Here is a 22,082-nt window from a genome sequence, read left to right on the forward strand (position 1 = left end):
TAAGGTAGTGAAAGGTAATTGGCACCTCCTTGCCGTTTCCTATTTAGTTGCAAGTTTCACAACCATTTCAATAAACCTCCTTTATTGTGCAATGATTATCTTACTGTACCGACATCAAAGGATAACGAGAATTCAATGCATTATTATAATATCTAGTTTATTAATTTTCTTATCCGCACTAATCCTTGAACAAAAAGAGAGCCCAATAAATTCTCCACTTCCTACCCCTCATTCATCAAACTTGTCTGGTACTATTGTTTCTTCGGTCACAGAGACAGATAATAAAATTGAATTCCAATTTAAAGAAGATAAAAGCGATCAAAAAACGTTAGTCACGATTTTCAAGGATACAAACAGTGATCAGGACTACTCCTCTATTAACATAAACTTTGGTGCAAAATGTACAATTATTGGTAAACAAGAAATACCTCAACCTAGTAAAAACCCCGGTCAATTTAACTTTCAAAACTATTTAAAACAAAAAGGTGTTAGCTTTCAGGTTACTATTAACGATAAAAAAAATGTATCATGCTATGGATCTTCAAAAATAACCATTCTTCACAAATTGAGAAGCGGATTTTTGACTAGCACTGATAAAAAACTCAGCGGATATACTTCTAGTTGGTTGAATGCTTTAGTACTTGGTGATGACGAAGGAATAAGTGAAGAAACTGTAGAGGCTTTTCAAAGGTGGAGCTTGTCCCATCTATTAGCAATATCCGGACTCCATGTGGGTTTAATTGTGGGGATTTTCTATTTTTTATTAGTCAAACTTCAATTATTAACTAAGGAAAAAGCTCAAAATCTTTTAATTCTCTTGCTTCCCATTTATGCTGTTATAGCTGGTGGAGCACCTTCTGTTTGGAGATCGTCGTTGATGACAGTTTCATTTTTATTGTTAGTGAAACTTAGATTAAGATTGAGTGTTACTGATGTTATTAGTATTATTTTTCTTGCTTTAGTTCTATATGACCCAAATTTGTTACATCAGCTTGGATTTCAGTTTTCATTCATGGTCACCTTTGCATTGTTGCTTTCAAAAAAAATAATATCTCGTCCATACTCCAAATGGTATATTATCTTCTCAATAAGTGTAATATGTCAGTTATCTATACTTCCATTACAAATTAATCAGTTTTACTTCATAAATCCTTTATCCATATTTGTTAATCTTCTATATGTCCCGTACTTTTCCTTCTTTGTAATTCCATCCATGTTTTTTACGTTTCTGTTTACCTATCTTGCACCACCTCTATCTAGAGTAATCGATGATTTATTCAAAATGATTCATCAACCAATCCTAAAACTGTTAATGGAAATAGATGAGTTTTTGTATTTTCCTTTAATTTTGGGGAAAGTTGAGGGGTTTTATTGGTTTATTTATTGTCTGTTTTTTTATTTATTTATGAAAAACTTGGAAAAAAATAAATCTAACTTAGTTTTAAAATATGGTTGTCTTTTAACTTTCGTACTTATATTTTTAGCTGTGAAGCCTTATTTAGACCCACATGGATCCGTAACAATGTTAGATGTTGGACAAGGAGATAGCTTTGTAATTGAGTTGCCATATAGGAAGGGTATATTCATTATTGATGCTGCTGGAACAATGTCAGCCGATTTTGTAACACCATCGAACAAAGTGTATAAGCAGGTCATCAAGCCATATTTATATTCAAGGGGTATAGCGAAAGTTGATTCACTAATTCTTTCTCACAATGACCATGATCATGTTGGAAGTGTTCCATTCATAGTAAATGAACTAAATGTTAAACAAATAGTGGTAAGCAAATACTTCAGCTTTTCGGAGGAAACATTAGAAATACTGAATCAGAACAAGATCCCTGTCTTAGCGGTGGATGCAGGTGATGAAATTATTTATGGTGACCAATCCATCCGAATTTTATATCCAGATATGGATAAAGGTACAACTAATGAAAACTCACTAGTATTTTATACTGAATTAGGTGGTCTGCGCTGGCTTTTTACAGGTGATATTGATGAAGGTATTGAAAATGAAATCATTCTTGCCTATCCCAAAATAGAAGTTGATGTCTTGAAAATTGCTCATCACGGTAGTAACACTTCTACATCAGAAAAATTTCTTACTCACACTAATCCAAAATTTGCCTTGATCTCGGTGGGAGACAATAACCGCTATGGGCATCCTAGTCTAGAAATTATTGAACGGTTGGATAAATTCAATATTGGTATCATGAGGACAGACATCCAAGGAGCAATACGGTATAAATTTAAAGGGAAGATAGGAACATTTTTTTCCCATTTACCATACGATAACTAGTAAGTAATGGAGTTAGAGGAGAATTTATTTAAAAATAAAAGAGACTGTCTATATACAGTCTCTTTCATACGTAAGTATTCATACTTATGAACCAATTACTTCTACAACAACACCGATGAAAAAAATAGCCATGAAGAATAAGAAAGAAAATACAAATCCTTTGCCAGAATCAATGACATCATGATTTTTTGATTGAACATCTTTTTCGAACTCGTTCATAATACCCCTCCTAATACAGTTTTAGTATAAGTTATTAGCATTAAAAAATCCACTTTTCCATTTGAGAATTATACAGTAAATATGTAGTTACCTTTGTTAGCAAGAGTTAACACCCATATATTTTATCGAATTGGTCAATCTATAAGTGAAGCAAATATCGCATAGCAAGCAGTTACCTGGGGCTGTTTACTAGGCGTTGATATAGATTGCAGGGGAAGTAGTGACGGCTACTTCCCTCTTTAATTACAATAAATTAAATTCTTTTTCAAATCAACTTTTTTTAAAAAGAAAGTTGCGAGAAACTCATTTTAGTTTTACGATTGATTTATACTAAAATGGAGTGAGCCTAATGACATATATTGATTCTTTAAAAAAGATAAAGAAAAAACAATTTTCACCTGTGTATTTACTTTATGGAACAGAGTCGTTTTTGATTCAAGACCTAAAGAAGCAGTTAATTACATATGGATTAATGGAACAAGATAAGGATACAAATATATCTAGCTACGATCTTGAAGAAACCCCGATTCAAGATGTAATTGCAGATGCTGAAACGTACCCGTTTTTTGGGGAGAGAAAGGTAATTTTTGCTCATAACCCATTGTTTTTAAAAGCTAAACCCGATAAGGTATCATTTGAACATGACTTGGATTTGCTTCAATCATATCTCAATCAACCAGTTGATTACTCAATCATTGTTTTTATCGCTCCTTATGAAAAATTAGATGAGAGAAAAAAAGTAACGAAGTTGTTAAAAAAACAATCTGAATTAATACCATGTCAGCCAATTAAAGAGTGGGAACTAGGACAATGGATCAAAGATATGGCGAAAAGTTCTAATGTTTCTATTGATGAGCAAGCAAACGATGCTTTAATCCAAGAGATGGGTAGTAACCTTTTGATGATTCAAAGTGAGGTTGAGAAAATGGCATTGTATGTTGGGGACGGTGGAAAGATAACAAAGGCTGTTGCCGATGAATTAATTTCATCCAACCCAAACTCCTCTGGTTTGAAGCTGGTAGATGCTGTAATAGCGGCAGATTTAGGTAAAGCTATTCTGATTTATAAGGATTTAGAGAAGGCAAAGGAAGAGCCAATAGTACTTGTTGCTTTGTTAGCTTCGCAATTTAGAACAATTTTGCACGCGAAACTTTTAAAACAAAAAGGATATAGTCAAAACCAAATGGTTCAACAACTTAAAGCGCACCCGTACGTAATAAAAATGTCGTTAACACGAGAAAAAAACTTTAGTGCAACTCAACTTCAAACAATGCTTGTTCTCTGTACGGATACGGACGCACAAATCAAACAAGGTAGAATGGATAAAAATTTAGCATTTGAATTATTACTGAACCAAATGATTGCTATTAGAAAAGGTAAAAACGAAAAACAAGGGATAGGCGCATTTTAATTGCGTCTACCCCTTGTTTTTTACTGAGATACCTAGTACGTGTCTGCTAAATTAACCGCAGAAAGAAAATCTTAGTTCACCTAATCTGTTTTTTAAAAATAAAAAACGACCCTACTAGGATCGTTTGTCGTTGGTCATAATTCAGATGATTATGCGCTAAGATTTTTAATTTTTTTAGCCAGACGAGACTTTTGGCGATTACCTTTGTTTTTATGGATAATGCCTTTTTGAACAGCCTTATCAATTTTGTGGGTTGCTGATTCAAAAGCAGATGTTGCTTTCTCTACATCATTGCTATTAATCAAACTTTCAACACGTCTGATTTGGTTACGCATGTCAGTTTTAACTGATAGGTTTTGTGCACGGTGATCACTGTTGATTCTTACACGTTTAATTGCAGATTTCATATTAGCCATTTTTTTCACCTCCATAGTTAAGATCGAACAATCCTAGTTAAGCTATCTAACAAACTGAAGGTTAACTTAGTTGATTATAAGCTGATTAGGTAGAGTCCTTAAATTTCACTATACTATCATTGATTTAAATTATAAATTTTAGATAGTCGAACAAAAGTCATTGTACCAAAGAGCGAGGAAGTTTTCAATAGTTATCTGAAGTAACTAGTATAATTGTATGATTTAAGTTAAGAAGGCAACCCTATTAGAAAAAAGGGAGGCTTTTACATGGAAGAAGAAAAAAAACAGTTTCAAGTGCGCACTGACTTAGCTGTTGAAGCAAAAGATATGTATGTGGAAAAAGAACAAACAGATGAAAGAAAAATTTCAGGTGTAACAATTAAAGAAAGACAAGACGGAGACGTCAATGTAACATATGTTCAAATAGATGAAACTGGTGCAAAATCACTTGATAAAAAGGCAGGTTCTTATGTAACAATTCATTCAGAGGCAGTTAAAAAACAAGATACAAAGCTACAAGAACAAACGGCAAAAGTATTAGCTAAAGAACTTTTGGAGCTATTAAAAAATACCAAAATACCCGCGGATGCAACTTGTTTAGTTGTAGGTTTAGGCAATTCAAATGTTACCCCAGATGCACTTGGACCAATGACTGTCGAAAAGGTGTTAGTAACTAGTCATTTATTTGTTCATCAGCCAGAGCATGTAGCTAATGGATATCGCCCGGTTCAAGCAATTACACCAGGTGTAATGGGAATTACTGGCATTGAAACAAGTGATATTATTTTTGGGATTATTGAAAAAGCAAAACCGGATTTTGTGATTGCAGTAGATGCTTTAGCCTCTCGTTCTGTTGAACGTGTTAATGCGACAATTCAGCTATCAGATTCAGGAATCCATCCTGGCTCAGGGGTTGGAAACAAGAGAAAAGAAATAAGTAAAGAGACATTAGGTATTCCAGTTATTGCCTTAGGTGTACCAACAGTAGTGGATGCAGTTACAATTACAAGTGACACAATTGATTATGTATTAAAACATTTTGGTAGAGAATGGAATGAAAAAGATAAACCATCAAAAGCGCTTACACCTGGTGGCATGACTTTTGGTAATAGAAAGCTAACGGAGGAAGACTTACCAGATCCAGAAAAAAGAAAGATGGTCCTTGGAATGGTAGGGGAAATGGATGAAGAAGAAAAAAGAGGTTTGATAAAAGAAGTTTTAACACCATTGGGGCATAATTTGATGGTAACCCCTAAGGAAGTAGATGGATATATGGTCGACATGGCTCACCTTATTGCTTCAGGACTTAACGCAGCATTACATGAGACTGTTAGCGTGGAAAATTTCGGGTCCTACACAAGGTAATAAATTAAAGCTCTTTCTTAGTTTTTGTTGTTCTTAATATTCGCAGTTGATCTAAAATGCGTCTTAACTACTTGTTGATTTGCGCTCCGGGCAGTCGCTTTCCGCGGGCAACGCTTCAACTTCCTCGGAAGAAAACCACTTCCTGCGGGATTTTCAGCCGTCGCTTTTCCCGCTGGAGTCGACTGCCCTACGCTCCAATCACCATCTTATATGTAACAGTAATGAAAGGAAGATGGATAAAAACCAAAATCTAGTGTAGTTTAGTTCAACAAATTTTAAATAGCTGTGATTTCAAGAGTGGAAAATTCTTTCAACATACAATCGCGGACTTTACCATGATAATCAGAACGCCCCTACAAGTGCAGGCAGAATACGTAGACTCCTATGGGAACAGCGCGTGTCCGAAGACCCCGGAAGAATCGCTTTTTGATTCTGAGGAGGCTGAGACCGTGCCCATGGAAAGCGAAGTATTCTGCCGGAACGACATGTAAGCATTCAACTTTAATTATTGTCAGAGATAAAAGATACTACTTCGTAGTTTATAGATATTGTGTCAGAGATCAACAATCTTTTAGAAAACAGCCTAAAATAAAAATTATATCTAGCAACTAATCGTTCTACTTTCTGAATCACTATCATAGATTCTATTAGACATGATAGAAAGGTTCAGAAAGGGTGGAACGATGAATTTTAAATCAAACTTTTCTTCAATTAGTGAAATGATAAATAAAATAAAACCATGGTCAAAGAAAATTACAGTACTCTTCGCAAGTGTTTGTATATTATTTATATGTATTGGTCTATTAACGACCATTCAACCAGCATATCGACTATCTTCTTCAACAATTAATGAATGGACAAGACAAATTGATGGGGCTTCATTTTTATATTTAATTCAAATGGAAAATAAATCCTTCCAAATGGCGTATCCGGAAGAAAATGAATCAATTGTATTATCTGATCTTGCTTTTCAAATGGCCACTAGTATAAAACCAAATGATCCTAGAAGTTTGCTAGGTCGGGAGTTACCGGGCTTTGAAACTTATGATAGTAAAATTATTGTTGCTGGTGAAGGTACAGACTATACAAATCTCCCAATTGAATCATCAGCACCCTTAGAATCAGTACTAAAAGAAAGAGAAGCAACAGGTCTACCTGAAGAAGAAACTAATCCACCAGGAGACCAACAAATAGAGGGCCAACCAACCACGGGTGATAAGAATGTAGTATTCATTTACAATACTCACAATCGGGAATCCTTTTTACCTCATTTACCAGAGGATACAACTATAAATCAGGTATGGCACTCAGAAGTTAACATTACCAAGGTTAGTGATCGATTAAAGAAAAGCTTAGAAGTGAACGGTATCGGTGCAAGTGTTGATCACACAGATTTTGGTAATGTTTTGAACGAAAACGGATGGGAGTATTGGCAATCATATAATGCTTCTCGACCAATTGTTGAAACAGCACTAGCGAACAATAAAGATTTTAACTATGTTTTTGATTTGCATCGTGATAGCCAACGGAGAGATGTAACAACCCTTAATATAGATGGTCAGGATTATGCTAGACTCGCATTCGTAGTGGGTTCTGATTATAATAACGATAAAAACTTGAAGCTTGCTACTGAATTACACAACAAAATCAATGAGAAGTACCCTAAATTAAGTAGGACGGTTATAACTCAGGGAGGTTCTGGAAATAATGGTGTGTATAATCAGGATTTGTCGCCGAATTCGATTGTTATTGAATTCGGAGGTATAGATAACACGATGGAAGAATTGTATCGAACTGCAGACGCGTTTGCAGAGGTGTTTGGTGACTATTACTGGGATGCAGAAAAAGTTCAAGGGAATCCATAGAGGTGGTAATGTGATGAAGATGATTGTTACAATGCTGTTAATGATGGTTCTATTTCTCGGTGGGGTATTAATTGGTATAGATAAGGCGAGTGAAGGCGTTGTACAAACAAGAGGGTATTCTACAACAAGTGAAGCAGTGAATGCAACTGCAGATGATGAAGGTGTACTAGAAATAAACGTAATGGGTGAGAATTTCCAACAAATAGATTTAGAGAAGAAACAAGAACAATATGAAGCGGTTCAATCTTCACACTTAACACAAAAAGTAGCTGGTAATTTAGAAAGTGGAGTCAAATGGTTTTATAACCAAATGATTCATTCAGCATACCAGCTTGTTCAAGTATTATTTTAGCATTCAGGCGGTATGAATAATATTAACAATCAGTGAGCTAGCTAGACTATTTATAACTTATAGTCAGCTAGCTTTTTCATGTGTACTTTATTTTATTGGTAAATTTACTGTGTCTATTTATGACAGTAAATTTTTTCTGTGTTGAATCTACTGACATTGACTGCTATAATCAATCCTAGTATTGTTGCTCAAAATAGGAGTGATCACCAGTGAGTAAAGGAAGAAATCAGAGTAGAGTACGTAATTTTTCAATAATAGCACACATTGACCATGGTAAATCTACCCTTGCAGACCGTATTTTAGAAAAGACGAAAGCATTGACATCAAGGGAAATGAAAGAACAGTTTTTGGATGCAATGGACTTAGAGCGTGAACGCGGAATTACTATAAAATTAAATGCAGTGCAGTTGAAATATCAACAAGAGGGCGGAGATGAATATCTGTTCCACCTTATTGATACCCCTGGACACGTTGATTTTACATATGAAGTTTCCAGAAGTCTTGCCGCGTGTGAAGGTGCTATTTTAGTAGTAGATGCTGCACAAGGGATTGAAGCTCAAACATTAGCGAATGTGTACTTAGCGTTAGATAATGACCTTGAGATTATACCGGTTATAAATAAAATAGACTTACCTAGTGCAGATCCAGAAAGAGTTAGACAGGAAATAACAGACGTTATCGGGATTGACGGTGACGAAGCGATTTTGGCTAGTGCTAAATCTGGAATCGGAATTGATGAAATTTTAGAAAGAATTGTAGAAAAAATACCTGCACCTGCAGGTAATCCAGATGAACCACTAAAAGCATTAATATTTGATTCTTTATACGATTCATATCGAGGCGTTGTTGCTTATGTATGTATTAAAGAAGGGTCAGTAAAAATTGGCGATAAGATTAAGATGATGGCAACAGGAAAAGAATTTGAGGTAAATGAAATTGGAGTATTTACTCCGAAACCAGTTCCTCAAAATGAATTATCTGTTGGTGATGTTGGGTACTTAACTGCATCGATTAAAAACGTAGGGGATACTCAGGTTGGAGATACAGTAACCTTATCCAACAACCCTGCACAAGAAGCACTTCCAGGATATCGACGTCTAAACCCAATGGTATTTTGTGGACTTTATCCAGTTGATGCAAACAATTACAATGATTTAAGAGAAGCACTTGAAAGACTTGAATTAAACGATTCCTCTTTACAATATGAGGCAGAGACATCTCAAGCACTTGGATTTGGTTTCAGGTGTGGTTTCTTAGGACTTCTTCATATGGAAATTATTCAAGAAAGAGTTGAGAGAGAATTCAATATTGATTTAATAACAACGGCACCAAGTGTTATTTATCAGGTTATTCATACAAATGATACGGAAATAACAATTGATAATCCATCCTACATGCCTGATCCACAAAAAATCAAAGAAATTCGTGAACCATATGTGAAAGCAACTCTTATGGTTCCAAATGACTATGTTGGATCTGTAATGGAGTTATGTCAAAGGAAACGTGGAGATTTCATCGACATGCAATATTTGGATGATAATAGGGTAAATGTTGTCTATGAAATTCCTTTGTCTGAAATAGTTTATGATTTCTTTGATCAGTTAAAATCGCAAACTAAAGGATATGCTTCTTTTGATTACGAACTGATTGGCTATAAACCATCTAGTCTCGTTAAGATGGATATTTGGTTGAACGGGGAAACGATTGATGCACTATCCTTTATTGTCCACAAGGACTTCTCTTTCGAAAGAGGAAAGCAAATTGTAGAGAAGCTCAAGAAGTTAATACCTAGACAGCAATTTGAAGTACCGATTCAGGCTGCAACTGGGAATAAGATTATTGCTCGCTCTACCATAAAAGCTATGCGAAAAAATGTGTTATCTAAATGTTATGGTGGAGATATTTCTAGAAAAAGAAAATTACTTGAAAAACAAAAAGAAGGAAAGAAGCGGATGAAAATGGTAGGTTCCGTGGAAGTTCCACAAGAAGCCTTTATGGCAGTCCTTCGAATGGACGATGATAAGTAATAAAAAAGAAACCCTTGTCAATTATAACTGACAAGGGTTTCACTAGTAGTTATTAAAGCAACAAATAAGGAGAATTCGTTATGGTTTCATCTGTTTATATCCATATACCATTTTGTGAAAAGATTTGTCATTATTGTGACTTTACTAAATTCTTTTATGAAGAAAAAATGGCTGATGAGTATATTGAGGCATTAAAAAAAGAGATATCCACATCAATAACTAACCCGAAACTTAAAATGAAAACAATTTTTGTTGGTGGCGGGACACCAACAGCTCTAAATTATCGCCAGTTGGAAAGTTTACTTAAAATTATTGCTGATCATTTTGAAGTCGATCAGTGTGAGGAATACTCCTTTGAAGCTAATCCTGGAGATTTAGATGAAGAGAAAATAAAATTGCTTAAGGCATATGGAGTAAAGCGAATTTCAATGGGTGTACAAGTTTTTGACGATGAGATGTTAGAACAACTGGGTAGGCTACATCGTATTAAGGATGTATATCAAAACATCGATTCTTTAACTCAGCATGGGATTACTAATATTAGTATTGATTTGATATATAGTCTTCCAAATCAATCAATTGCTCATTTTCAACAAACAATCGAAGAAGCGTTGTCGTTCGATCTTCCTCATTATTCTGCATACTCTTTACAAATTGAACCGAAAACAGTCTTCTACCAACGTTATATGAAAGGTAAATTGCACAAGCCTAAAGAAGAAACTGAAGCAGACATGTATGATTTACTTCGTAATGAGATGAACAAGCATGGTAAATTTCAGTATGAAATCAGCAATTTCGCCGAAGAAGGTTTTGAAAGCTTGCATAATCTAACGTACTGGAACAACGATTACTATTTTGGCTTTGGTGCGGGTGCTCATGGATACTTACCTGGAAAAAGAATCATTAATTTACGTCCCTTTCCCGCATATTTAAAAAAGGCAAATGAGGATGGTCGGCCAGTGTTGCACATAGAAGAAATTGGGAAAAAAGAACAAATAGAAGAAGAAATGTTTCTAGGTCTAAGAAAAACAAAAGGTGTTTCGAAAAGTAATTTCATAAAAAAATTCCAACTAGAAATGAATCAGGTTTATCCTGAAGCAATAACTAATTTGAAACAAAAGGGTTGGGTTAGGGAAACAACTGACTACCTGTATTTGACTGAGGATGGAATGTTGTTTGGTAATGAAGTATTTCAGGAATTTTTAATAGACGAAAAAACTTTTAAGCTTTCCGATTGACAAGAACAGTTGCTTTTGATAATTTAATAATAGATTTAGCACTCGTTAGATAAGAGTGCTAACAGAGGTGATCATCGATGTTATCAAATAGACAAATACTCGTTTTACAAGTTATTATTGATGAATTTATTCAAACTGCTCAGCCAATTGGTTCGCGCGCAATCTCGAAAAAAGACGGAATGTCTTTCAGTCCGGCAACCATTCGAAATGAGATGGCTGATTTGGAAGAGTTGGGTTTTATTGAAAAAACACACTCGTCATCAGGTAGAGTTCCGTCTGAAAAGGGATATCGGTTTTATGTTGATCATTTATTATCTCCTTTCCGCCTTTCAAACGCAGATAAAAGTATTATTACACATACGTTTGACAAGGGAATGGTAGAATTTGAACAGGTAGTCCAAAAGTCGGTAAAAGTACTTTCGGACTTGACCAACTACACCTCAATCATCTTGGGTCCGGAAGTGTTCGAAACTAAGTTAAAGCAGCTACAAATAATTAGTTTATCTTCGCAGACTGCAGTTGCGATTCTGGTAACAAATACCGGTCACGTTGAGCATCGATCATTTAATGTTCCTGTTGAAATACAGTCTAGTGATCTGGAAAAGTTAGTTAATATTTTAAATGAGCGGCTTGCAGGAGTACCGATCATTCAGTTGCATGAGAAGTTATACACAGAAATCTCATATTTATTAAAAACCTATACGAGTGATTTTGAAACAGCTTATCATTACCTAAAGGCTGCGTTATTTGATGAACAGCCAGTAAAGCTATATGTTGGTGGAAAAACTAATATTTTAATGCAACCAGAATTTAAGGACGTAAATAAAATAAGGTCACTTTTTTCAATGATTGAGAGAGAAGAGGAAATGGCTGAAATGTTACGTTCTGATAAAGATGGTATAAAAGTATCTATTGGTCAAGAAAATAAGATAGATGCAATGCAGGATTGTAGCATAATTACAGCAACTTACTCTTTAGGCGATCGCCAAATGGGTACAATTGCCTTATTAGGTCCTACTAGAATGGAATATTCTAAAGTAATTACTTTGTTAAATATTCTTTCTAAAAGGCTAACGAACACATTTCACTCCTGGTATTAATAAAAGAGTTTAGGGTGTAGATGGATAGCGTGGGAAATTTTTACTTAACTCTTCCTTTGTTGAGTTGGATATACTACTCACTGTCAAGTTTTATTAATTATCCAAGGGGATAAATTGAATTAATTTCTTTTAAATAGTAATCATGATATATTCAACAATGGTTTGAAAAAGAAATTCTGAGGAGGTGACCATCGTGGAAGAGAAAAAACAAGTCAATGAAGATGAAATTGTTGAGGATGCTGAACAAGAGCTAGTTGATGAGACAACTGAAGAAATTGCAGAGAATGAAACAGTGGATTCAGAACTAGAGAATTTAAAACAAGAAAAAGAAGAAATGCGTGAACGTTTATTAAGGCTACAAGCTGAGTACGACAATTTCCGTAAACGTACACAGAAAGAAAAAGAAGCCGATAGAAAATATAAATCGCAAGCGCTAGTAACTGAACTTCTTCCAGTAGTAGATAGCTTCGAGAGAGCTTTGAGTATAGAAGTAAACGATGAATCTACTTCCAGTTTCGTTGAAGGAGTTAAGATGGTATATCGTCAATTAACAGATGCCTTAGGAAAAGAAGGTGTCGAGGAAATTAAAACAACTGGTGAGGAATTTGACCCTCATTTGCATCAAGCAGTTATGCAGGTTGAGGATGATCAATATGAGTCTAATATTGTTTTAGAGGAACTACAGAAGGGTTTCAAGTTAAAGGACCGAGTAATCCGTCCGGCAATGGTAAAAGTAAATCAATAAATTACATAAGTAGTAAAGGAGGAAAAAAGTCATGGGAAAAATTATTGGTATTGACTTAGGTACAACAAATTCATGTGTTGCTGTAATGGAAGGTGGAGAATCAAAGGTTATTCCAAATCCAGAGGGGAACCGCACCACGCCTTCTGTTGTAGCTTTTAAAAATGGTGAACGTCAAGTAGGTGAGGTTGCAAAGCGTCAAGCAATTACTAACCCAAATACTATTCAGTCAATTAAACGTCATATGGGTACAGACTATAAGGTGGAAATTGAAGGAAAAGAACATACACCTCAGGAAATTTCTGCAATTATTTTGCAATACATTAAATCGTATGCAGAAGATTATTTAGGAGAAACAGTTGATAAAGCAGTTATTACTGTACCTGCTTATTTTAATGATGCGGAACGTCAAGCTACTAAAGATGCTGGTAAAATAGCTGGTCTTGAAGTGGAACGTATTATTAACGAGCCGACTGCTGCAGCACTTGCTTACGGTATAGATAAAGGTGATCAGGATCAAACAATTTTAGTTTATGATCTTGGTGGTGGTACGTTTGACGTATCTATCCTTGATATCGGTGATGGCGCATTTGAAGTTGTGTCTACTGCAGGTGATAATCGCCTTGGTGGGGATGACTTTGATGAAGTAATCATTGACCATTTGGTAGCAGTATTTAAGAAAGAAAATGGAATAGATTTATCAAAAGACAAAATGGCTCTTCAGCGTTTAAAAGATGCAGCTGAAAAAGCTAAGAAAGACTTATCAGGTGTCGCTCAAACACAAATTTCATTACCATTTATTACTGCAGGCGAAGCTGGACCGCTTCACTTAGAAATAAGCCTGACTAGAGCGAAATTTGATGAACTTTCTGCTGGATTGGTTGAGCGTACAATGGGTCCTACTCGTCAAGCGATAAAAGATGCTAAAATTGCAGCTAAAGATATAGATAAGGTGCTTTTAGTTGGTGGTTCTACTCGAATCCCAGCTGTTGTAGAAGCAATTAAGAAGGAAATTGGTAAAGACCCATCTAAAGGGGTTAACCCTGACGAGGTAGTTGCACTAGGTGCTGCTATTCAAGCAGGTGTTTTACAAGGGGATGTAAAAGATGTTGTCCTTCTTGATGTGACACCTCTTTCTCTAGGAATCGAAACAATGGGAAGCGTAACTACAAAGTTGATTGAGCGTAATACGACGATTCCTACTAGTCACTCACAAGTGTTCTCAACGGCTGCAGACAATCAAACTGCTGTTGATATTCATGTATTACAAGGGGAACGTGAAATGGCTGCGGATAACAAGACGCTTGGACGTTTCCAGTTGACTGATATTCCACCGGCACCACGTGGTGTACCTCAAATTGAAGTTTCTTTTGACATTGACTCTAACGGTATTGTTAATGTAAGAGCTAAGGATTTGGGAACGAATAAAGAACAGTCTATTACAATTAAATCTTCTTCTGGTCTTTCAGATGAAGAGGTAGAACAAATGGTAAAGGACGCCGAAGAAAATGCAGAATCTGATAAAAAGCGTCGTGAAGAAATTGAATTACGTAACGAAGCAGACCAAATGATCTTTTCAACAGATAAAACTCTAAAAGACCTTGGTGACAAAGTTTCCGATGAAGAAAAACAAACTGCAGAAACAGCTAAAGAAGAACTTCAAAAAGCGCTTGAAGGTGAAGACTTTGATGACATTAAGCAAAAGAAAGAGGCTCTTGAAGAACAAGTCCAAGCCCTTTCTGTAAAGCTATATGAGCAAGCCCAAGCAGATGCACAAGCAGAAGCAGGTGCTGAAGCTGGAGAGCAAGAAGGCGAAGATGTAGTTGATGCAGATTACGAAGAAGTAAACGAAGATGATGAAAAGAAGAAATAATTTATAGCCGATGAACTTGTAAGAAGTCAAAGTCAGGAATTTCTTGGCTTTGGCTTTTTTACACGTTTTAAAATACTTATGAATTAATACATGAAGATTGATTCATTTGCTCATCAAATAGATTCAGTGTTATTATAAACTCTATGCCTATGCAATAAGAGAGTCGGGAGAGTGATTGTCAAGTGAGTAAACGAGACTATTATGAAATACTTGGTGTCTCTAAGGATGCATCAAAAGAAGAAATAAAAAAATCATATCGGAAATTAGCAAGAAAATATCATCCAGATGTTAATAAAGAAGATGATGCAGCGGACAATTTTAAGGAAGCTAAGGAAGCTTACGAAGTGCTAAGTGATGAGCAGAAACGAGCTCAATATGATCAATTTGGCCATACAGGTCCACAAAGTCAAGGTTTCGGTGGAGGAGCAGAAGACTTTGGTGGATTTGGAGATATTTTCGACATGTTCTTTGGCGGAGGAGGCCGACGTCGCGATCCAAATGCTCCAAGACAAGGAGCTGATCTTCAATACACAATGACATTAAAGTTTGAAGAAGCAATTTTCGGTAAAGATACTGACATAGAAATACCGAAAGAGGAGACATGTGAGACATGTGATGGGTCTGGTGCAAAACCAGGTACTAAACCTAAAACGTGTACACATTGTAATGGATCTGGTCAATTAAATATGGAACAGAACACACCGTTCGGTCGAGTTGTAAATAAGCGAGTATGTCATTATTGTCAAGGTTCTGGGAAAATCATTCCTGATAAATGTAATACTTGTGGTGGAGCTGGTAAAGTTAAAAAACGCAAGAAAATCCATATTGATATTCCAGCTGGTATTGATGAGGGTCAACAGATAAGAGTATCAGGTCAAGGTGAGCCGGGAGTGAATGGTGGTCCAGCAGGTGATTTATACGTTGTTGTACAAATCAGACCTCATGAGTTTTATAAACGTGAAGGTGACCATATTTTCTGTGAAATGCCAATTACAATTACCCAAGCTGGACTAGGTGATGAAGTTGAAATTCCAACTGTACATGGAAGAGTAAAGTTAAAGATTCCAGCTGGAACGCAGACAGGTAAGACATTCCGATTAAAAGGAAAAGGTGCACCGAATGTTCGTGGTTACGCCCAAGGAGACCAGCATGTCAAGATAAGAGTAGTAACCCCGACTAATTTATCTGATCGTCAAAAAGAATTGTTACGTGAATTCCATGATATTAGTGGGAAGCAACCAGCAGACGAACAAGAGGATACTTTTTTTCAACGTGTGAAGAGAGCTTTTAAAGGAGAATAAGCTATCTATCAGCTATGAATATCAAATAAAGTTTTAGGTTTGTTTTTTTGATAGGAAAATACAGATGAAATGAGTTGATCTTTTGAAATGGTCTGAGTTGTGTATTCATACAACCAATGAGGCAATTGAACCGATTTCAAATATCTTACACGAAGCAGGAGCAAGTGGGGTTGTAATTGAAGATCCGAATGATTTAATCAAAGAACGTGAATCAGTTTTTGGTGAAATCTATGAACTAGATCCAAATGATTATCCAGAAGACGGAGTTTATATTAAAGCATATTTAGCGATGAATAGTTTTTTAGGTGAAACCGTTAATGAGATAAAACAGGCTGTAAATAACCTACTTATATATGATATCGACATAGGAAGCAATGAAATAACTTTAAGTGAAATTAATGAAGAAGAATGGGCCACGGCTTGGAAAAAGTATTATAAGCCGGTCAAAATATCAGAAAGAGTAACAATAACCCCAACGTGGGAGGACTACAAGCCTGTTTCTAGCGATGAACTAATTATTGAACTTGATCCAGGGATGGCATTTGGAACTGGGACACACCCAACTACTGTGTTAAGTATTCAAGCTTTAGAGCGGTACCTAACTAAAGATCAAACCATTATAGATGTTGGTTCAGGATCTGGAGTTTTAAGTATAGCTTCTATCTTATTGGGCGCTAAAGAAGTATTTGCTTATGATTTAGATGAAATCGCCGTTAAAAGTACAATCTTGAATGCAAAATTAAATAAAGTAGAAGATAAAATATATGCTAAGCAAAATAACTTATTAACTAATGTAAATCAACAAGTTGACGTAATCGTTTCTAATATTTTAGCTGAAATCATTATGCGATTTGAAAAAGATGCATATAATTGCTTGAAACCCGGCGGACTTTTTATAACTTCTGGAATTATCCAGGCGAAAAAACAACAAGTTAAAGATGCACTTGCTGCAGCTGGTTTTGAGATTATTGAGTTAACCCAAATGGAAGATTGGATAGCAATTATTGCTAAGAAAATGTAAGGAAAGCAGGTGCTCCTAGTGCAACGCTATTTTGTTTCTAAATCAAATTGGTCAAATGATGAAAAAGTCACGATCACTGGTAACGATGTTCATCACATCACTAGAGTGATGCGAATGGATGTAGGGGATAAACTTATTTGTAATCATCCAGACGGTCGAGCTGCTACATGCATCATTGACCAACTGGTTAACGACAGTATTATTGTTTCTCCTATCGAATGGCGAAATGAGGTAGTAGAGTTACCTATAAATGTGACCATTGCCCAAGGACTACCCAAAGGTGATAAAATGGATCTTATTTTACAAAAAGGAACTGAACTAGGAGCATTTGCATTTATCCCTTTTCAAGCGGAACGATCTGTAGTTAAATGGGATCAGAAAAAAATAGCTAAAAAACTTGAACGATTTAATAAAATAACAAAGGAAGCTAGCGAGCAATCCCACCGTACTCACATTCCACCTGTTGAATCAATCTACAGTTTTAAACAGTTGCTAGATTGTAGTGAAAAGTACGATGTAAAACTCTTTGCTTACGAAGAAGAGGCACGCTCAGACAGTTTCAGACGATTAAGTGATGTACTAAACGAAATAGAACCAACTCAAAGAATCTTGGCTTGTATTGGACCTGAGGGTGGATATACAATAGATGAAGTTGATGCATTGAAGCTAGCAGGTTTTCATTCTGTGAGACTAGGTCCTAGAATCCTTCGAACAGAAACAGCGCCTTTGTATTTGTTATCAAGTATTTCTTATCATTTTGAAGAATTGAGGTGATGAAAATGCCAACAGTGGCATTTCATACGTTAGGCTGTAAAGTGAATCATTATGAGACAGAAGGAATATGGCAAAAGTTTAAGGCTGAAGGCTATGAACGAGTTGAGTTTGACCGTCAATCTGATGTCTATGTAATTAATACGTGTACAGTTACTAATACTGGGGACAAAAAAAGCAGACAAGTCATTCGTCGAGCAATTCGGAAAAATCCTGAGGCAGTAGTTTGTGTTACGGGCTGCTATGCACAAACATCACCCGGGGAAGTTATGGAAATTCCAGGTGTTGATGTGGTGGTAGGAACACAGAATCGCGGAAAGATGATTGAATATATAGAAGAACACAAAAAGTTCCGACTTCCAATTAACGGTGTATCCAATATCATGAAAAATCGTGTGTTTGAAGAGATGGATGTTCCAGCTTTTACCGATAGGACGCGTGCATCTCTAAAAATTCAAGAGGGATGTAATAACTTCTGTACATTTTGTATTATTCCGTGGTCACGTGGATTATTAAGGTCTAGAGAACCTGAAAATGTTCTTAAACAGGCACAGCAGTTAGTTGATGCCGGCTATAAAGAAATAGTGTTAACAGGCATTCATACTGCGGGATATGGCGAGGATATGAAAGATTTTAATTTTGCACAACTACTTAGAGAATTGGAAACAAAAGTGGAAGGATTAAAGCGAATTCGAATCTCCTCGATTGAGGCTAGTCAAATAACTGATGAAGTGATTGATGTATTAGACCAGTCACAAAAGATAGTTCGTCATTTACATATTCCATTACAGTCTGGATCTAAGTCTGTTTTGGAGCGAATGAGGCGTAAATATTCTCCGGATTTCTACAAACAAAGGATAGATAGAATTAAACAAGCATTACCAGGTTTAGCTATTACATCAGATGTAATTGTTGGATTTCCTGGTGAGACGGATGAGGAGTTCATGGAAACATATAACTTCATAAAGGAAATAGGTTATTCTGAACTTCATGTTTTTCCATTTTCTAAACGTACGGGCACACCAGCAGCTCGAATGTTGGATCAAGTGGACAATGACCTGAAAAATGATCGAGTTCACAGTTTGATCGAATTATCTAATCAGCTAGCCAAGGAATATGCATCTCAATACGAAGGAGAAGTTCTTGATGTTATACCAGAGGAGCAATCTGAGGAGAACAACAGTATTTTGGTCGGTTATACAGATAATTATTTAAAGGTAAAATTCGAAGGTGAAGACGAATTAATTGGGAAAATAGTCAGAGTGAAAATTACTCAAGCAGGATATCCATATAACAAGGGGCAATTTGTTCGTATAATGGAAGAAGAAAATATAAATAATAAAATAGGAGTTTCATCGTAAACCCAGCATATGCTGGGTTTTTTCTTAACTGATGTTGATAAACTCGTTTAACCAACCGCGATCTAGCTATCATCGGTAGGCGTATACTTGAGAGGAAGAGGTTAATAATTATGAATAAAGAATTAGCAAAAATGATCGATCATACTCAACTTAAACCTGATACTGACAATAATAAAATTGATGAAATAATTAGAGAAGCTATAGAAAGTGGATTTGCTTCTGTTTGTGTGAATCCGTATTGGGTATCATATTGTTACGAGCGTTTAAAAGATACAGATGTTAAAGTTTGTACGGTAATAGGATTCCCATTAGGTGCAACAACTACGGAAACGAAAGTATTTGAAACAGAAAATGCAATTAAAAACGGAGCAACAGAAATAGATATGGTTGTAAATGTCGGAGCTCTGAAATCCAACGACTACGGAACAGTAGAAAAGGATATTAGGGCTGTAGTTCATGCTGCAAAAGATAATGCACTAACCAAAGTCATAATAGAAACTGCACTTCTAACTGATGAAGAAAAGGTCAGGGCTTGTGAGATCGCCAAGGAATCTGGAGCAGATTATGTAAAAACGTCTACAGGTTTCTCCGGGGGCGGTGCATCTGTTGAGGATATAGCATTAATGAGAAGAACTGTGGGACCTGAGATGGGTGTGAAAGCCTCAGGAGGGGTTAGAGATCGTCAATCAACTGAAGCAATGATTGAGGCTGGAGCAACGCGAATCGGCGCAAGTGCCGGGGTGCAAATCATTGCAGGTGAAACAGGTACATCAGATTATTAAAAGACTAAGGAGCAGATTTAAGTTGGATCTGTTCCTTAGCTTTATTTTGTGCTATGTAGCAGTCTAATAAATGCTTCAAATAATTGAATAAAAGGCAAAAATATTAGAACAGTCAGGATATTAAATAGGACAGAAATATGAGCTAATTGTTGCTTAGGATCCACAGCAAGAATTTCAGCAATGTCAGTTAACCAACTAAGGAAAGGTAAGAAGAGTAAAACCCCAATGATGTTGAACCATATGTGGGCCATCCCAACCAATTTAGCTTCCCTTTTTGAACCAATCATTGCTAAAACAGAGGTAAAGCATGTACCAATATTTGCTCCAAGAACAATTGCAATGGAGGGGGTTAATTGTAATATCTCTTCGTTTAAAAAACTCATAGTTATACCAATTGTTGCGCTAGAGGATTGTATGATTGCACTAACTACTGCTCCTACTAAAACTCCAATTTTGGGTTCTGAACTTGTAAAGCTAATAGTCTGTGAAAGGGCAGGCATTTGAGTAATGTAATAAGATAACGATTCAAATCCTTCTAATGAAACAAAGATTGTACCAAGTCCGAATACAATCGCACCGACTCCAAATATAATTCTATTATTTATTAGAAGCATAATGGCACCAACAATCACGAAGGAGATTTCTGGGATAAAGGTAAAAGTCAGTAATTCACCAGTCATCGTTGTGCCAATATTAGCGCCAAACATAATACCAATGGATTGTTTGAATGTTAAAAATCCTATACTAACAAACCCTATTGTTAACACCATTATTAAGGAACTGCTTTGCAAAATAGCAGTGGTTACTATCCCGGTAATTATTCCTAGATAAATATTTTGAGTAAATTTTGTAAGTAAAAATTGCATTTTTTCAAATGAAAGTTGATACAAACCCACTTTTAAGATACTCATCCCAAGAAAAAATAACATGATGAATACTGCTGTTAAAGATAGTAAATCTGTCACATTGTTCACCTCTATATCATTGTATGGACAAGGATGATAAACATGATTATTTTCGTGTGATTTGTAACGAGATTTCTTAAAAAATAAATAGCATTTGAAAAAAAGTTGACCAAAAAAATACATTATATTATAATTGTCGTTAGACATGTGTACTATTACATATGTCGTTACAATCTTGTTGATGCTTCGGAGGGAGGGAAATTAGCATGTCAAACACAACTCGCGTTCGTAAAAACGAGTCTCTTGAGGATGCTCTTCGTCGCTTTAAACGCAGTGTATCTAAATCTGGTACATTGGCTGACTATCGTAAGAAAGAATTTTATGAAAAACCAAGTGTGCGCCGTAAGAAGAAGTCTGAGGCAGCTCGAAAGCGTAAGTAATTGAAGAGGGTGTAAGGAATTATGTCATTAGCAGAGCGTCTAAACCAGGATATGAAGCAAGCGATGAAAGATAAGGATACTACAGCTAAAAATGTCATTCGTATGGTAAAAGCAGCTATCCAGAACGATGCTATAAAACTGGGGAAAGGCGAATTATCTGAAGAAGAAGAACTCACTGTTTTGACTCGAGAGTTAAAACAGCGGAAAGATTCCCTCCTTGAATTTAAAGAAGCTGGACGCAATGATCTTGTAGAGAAACTTGACGATGAAATAAAAGTTTTACAAGCATATATGCCAAAACAGCTTTCTCAAGAAGAACTTGAACAAATTGTTCTAGAAATAATTAAAGAAGTAGATGCATCAACCAAAAAAGATATGGGTAAAGTGATGACTGCCTTAATGCCTAAAGTTAAAGGTAAAGCTGATGGTGCGCAAGTAAATCAGTTAGTGCAGAAACACCTATCTTAAAATCCCATACAAGCTGATCAAATCTATTATATTATCAGCATATACTCCAGACAATATATGCTGATAACAATGAGGATCCCTTGTCACGTGTGTGGCAAGGGATTATTATTTAACCTAAGTCTCAGT

20 protein-coding genes are annotated in these 22,082 nt (G+C 35.8%); 17 read left to right on the forward strand and 3 right to left on the reverse strand.

The genetic code is table 11. The annotated features are described in order from the left end of the window. Positions 1 to 7: 7 nt before the first annotated feature. On the forward strand, positions 8 to 2,299 hold the full coding sequence (locus GH741_RS10235; protein ID WP_170287607.1) for a DNA internalization-related competence protein ComEC/Rec2: 2,292 nt from the start codon (positions 8 to 10) through the stop codon (positions 2,297 to 2,299). A gap of 84 nt (positions 2,300 to 2,383) precedes the next feature. On the opposite strand, the gene GH741_RS10240 is transcribed toward GH741_RS10235, so the two are convergent. After that, the gene (locus tag GH741_RS10240) at positions 2,384 to 2,518 is read right to left on the reverse strand and encodes a YqzM family protein (RefSeq protein ID WP_153736698.1); all 135 of its coding nucleotides are present in this window, start codon (positions 2,516 to 2,518) and stop codon (positions 2,384 to 2,386) included. Between the two features lie 349 nt (positions 2,519 to 2,867). Between GH741_RS10240 and holA the strand changes: the two genes are divergently transcribed. Further along, entirely contained in the window at positions 2,868 to 3,929 is a 1,062-nt protein-coding gene (gene holA, locus GH741_RS10245) for a DNA polymerase III subunit delta (protein ID WP_153736699.1), read from the forward strand. Between the two features lie 149 nt (positions 3,930 to 4,078). On the opposite strand, the gene rpsT is transcribed toward holA, so the two are convergent. Continuing rightward, positions 4,079 to 4,345, reverse strand: a complete 267-nt coding sequence (gene rpsT, locus GH741_RS10250) for a 30S ribosomal protein S20 (RefSeq protein ID WP_153736700.1) — start codon at positions 4,343 to 4,345, stop codon at positions 4,079 to 4,081. A gap of 267 nt (positions 4,346 to 4,612) precedes the next feature. Between rpsT and gpr the strand changes: the two genes are divergently transcribed. The 13 genes from gpr (at position 4,613) to deoC (ending at position 20,143) form a co-directional block, all read left to right on the forward strand. After that, entirely contained in the window at positions 4,613 to 5,710 is a 1,098-nt protein-coding gene (gpr, locus tag GH741_RS10255; RefSeq protein ID WP_153736701.1) for a GPR endopeptidase, read from the forward strand. A gap of 683 nt (positions 5,711 to 6,393) precedes the next feature. Continuing rightward, the gene (gene spoIIP, locus GH741_RS10260; protein ID WP_153736702.1) at positions 6,394 to 7,575 is read left to right on the forward strand and encodes a stage II sporulation protein P; all 1,182 of its coding nucleotides are present in this window, start codon (positions 6,394 to 6,396) and stop codon (positions 7,573 to 7,575) included. A 13-nt stretch (positions 7,576 to 7,588) separates the two neighbouring features. Next, on the forward strand, positions 7,589 to 7,927 hold the full coding sequence (locus tag GH741_RS10265; RefSeq protein ID WP_170287608.1) for a DUF3679 domain-containing protein: 339 nt from the start codon (positions 7,589 to 7,591) through the stop codon (positions 7,925 to 7,927). Between the two features lie 209 nt (positions 7,928 to 8,136). Continuing rightward, entirely contained in the window at positions 8,137 to 9,954 is a 1,818-nt protein-coding gene (lepA, locus tag GH741_RS10270; RefSeq protein WP_338079346.1) for a translation elongation factor 4, read from the forward strand. An 80-nt stretch (positions 9,955 to 10,034) separates the two neighbouring features. Continuing rightward, entirely contained in the window at positions 10,035 to 11,192 is a 1,158-nt protein-coding gene (gene hemW, locus GH741_RS10275; RefSeq protein WP_153736704.1) for a radical SAM family heme chaperone HemW, read from the forward strand. A gap of 77 nt (positions 11,193 to 11,269) precedes the next feature. Then, positions 11,270 to 12,292 carry a heat-inducible transcriptional repressor HrcA gene (gene hrcA / locus GH741_RS10280; protein WP_153736705.1) on the forward strand — a complete coding sequence of 341 codons (1,023 nt, stop codon included), beginning with the start codon at positions 11,270 to 11,272 and terminating at the stop codon, positions 12,290 to 12,292. 193 nt (positions 12,293 to 12,485) lie between these two features. Continuing rightward, the gene (gene grpE, locus GH741_RS10285) at positions 12,486 to 13,037 is read left to right on the forward strand and encodes a nucleotide exchange factor GrpE (RefSeq protein WP_338079347.1); all 552 of its coding nucleotides are present in this window, start codon (positions 12,486 to 12,488) and stop codon (positions 13,035 to 13,037) included. A gap of 31 nt (positions 13,038 to 13,068) precedes the next feature. Next, positions 13,069 to 14,907, forward strand: coding sequence for a molecular chaperone DnaK (gene dnaK, locus GH741_RS10290; RefSeq protein WP_153736706.1), 1,839 nt, complete (start codon positions 13,069 to 13,071; stop codon positions 14,905 to 14,907). 182 nt (positions 14,908 to 15,089) lie between these two features. After that, positions 15,090 to 16,208, forward strand: a complete 1,119-nt coding sequence (gene dnaJ, locus GH741_RS10295) for a molecular chaperone DnaJ (RefSeq protein ID WP_338079348.1) — start codon at positions 15,090 to 15,092, stop codon at positions 16,206 to 16,208. Between the two features lie 82 nt (positions 16,209 to 16,290). Next, the gene (gene prmA / locus GH741_RS10300) at positions 16,291 to 17,229 is read left to right on the forward strand and encodes a 50S ribosomal protein L11 methyltransferase (RefSeq protein ID WP_153736707.1); all 939 of its coding nucleotides are present in this window, start codon (positions 16,291 to 16,293) and stop codon (positions 17,227 to 17,229) included. A gap of 18 nt (positions 17,230 to 17,247) precedes the next feature. Next, on the forward strand, positions 17,248 to 18,003 hold the full coding sequence (locus GH741_RS10305; protein ID WP_338079349.1) for a 16S rRNA (uracil(1498)-N(3))-methyltransferase: 756 nt from the start codon (positions 17,248 to 17,250) through the stop codon (positions 18,001 to 18,003). Positions 18,004 to 18,008: 5 nt separating this feature from the next. Beyond that, on the forward strand, positions 18,009 to 19,361 hold the full coding sequence (gene mtaB, locus GH741_RS10310) for a tRNA (N(6)-L-threonylcarbamoyladenosine(37)-C(2))-methylthiotransferase MtaB (protein WP_153736708.1): 1,353 nt from the start codon (positions 18,009 to 18,011) through the stop codon (positions 19,359 to 19,361). A 110-nt stretch (positions 19,362 to 19,471) separates the two neighbouring features. Continuing rightward, positions 19,472 to 20,143 (forward strand): deoxyribose-phosphate aldolase, encoded by a 672-nt coding sequence (deoC, locus tag GH741_RS10315; RefSeq protein ID WP_153736709.1) that lies wholly within the window; start codon positions 19,472 to 19,474, stop codon positions 20,141 to 20,143. Between the two features lie 41 nt (positions 20,144 to 20,184). Here deoC and GH741_RS10320 read toward each other — a convergent pair whose 3' ends face one another. Continuing rightward, complete coding sequence (locus tag GH741_RS10320) at positions 20,185 to 21,108, reverse strand: Na/Pi symporter (protein ID WP_170287609.1); 924 nt, start codon at positions 21,106 to 21,108, stop codon at positions 20,185 to 20,187. A gap of 206 nt (positions 21,109 to 21,314) precedes the next feature. Here GH741_RS10320 and rpsU point away from each other — a divergent pair, with 206 nt between their 5' ends. Beyond that, positions 21,315 to 21,488 (forward strand): 30S ribosomal protein S21, encoded by a 174-nt coding sequence (gene rpsU / locus GH741_RS10325; protein WP_153736711.1) that lies wholly within the window; start codon positions 21,315 to 21,317, stop codon positions 21,486 to 21,488. Between the two features lie 21 nt (positions 21,489 to 21,509). Further along, positions 21,510 to 21,956 (forward strand): GatB/YqeY domain-containing protein, encoded by a 447-nt coding sequence (locus GH741_RS10330; protein ID WP_153736712.1) that lies wholly within the window; start codon positions 21,510 to 21,512, stop codon positions 21,954 to 21,956. Positions 21,957 to 22,082 lie beyond the last annotated feature (126 nt).

The sequence above is a fragment of the Aquibacillus halophilus genome, from assembly GCF_009649745.1.
In the GTDB taxonomy this organism is placed as follows: domain Bacteria; phylum Bacillota; class Bacilli; order Bacillales; family Amphibacillaceae; genus Aquibacillus; species Aquibacillus halophilus.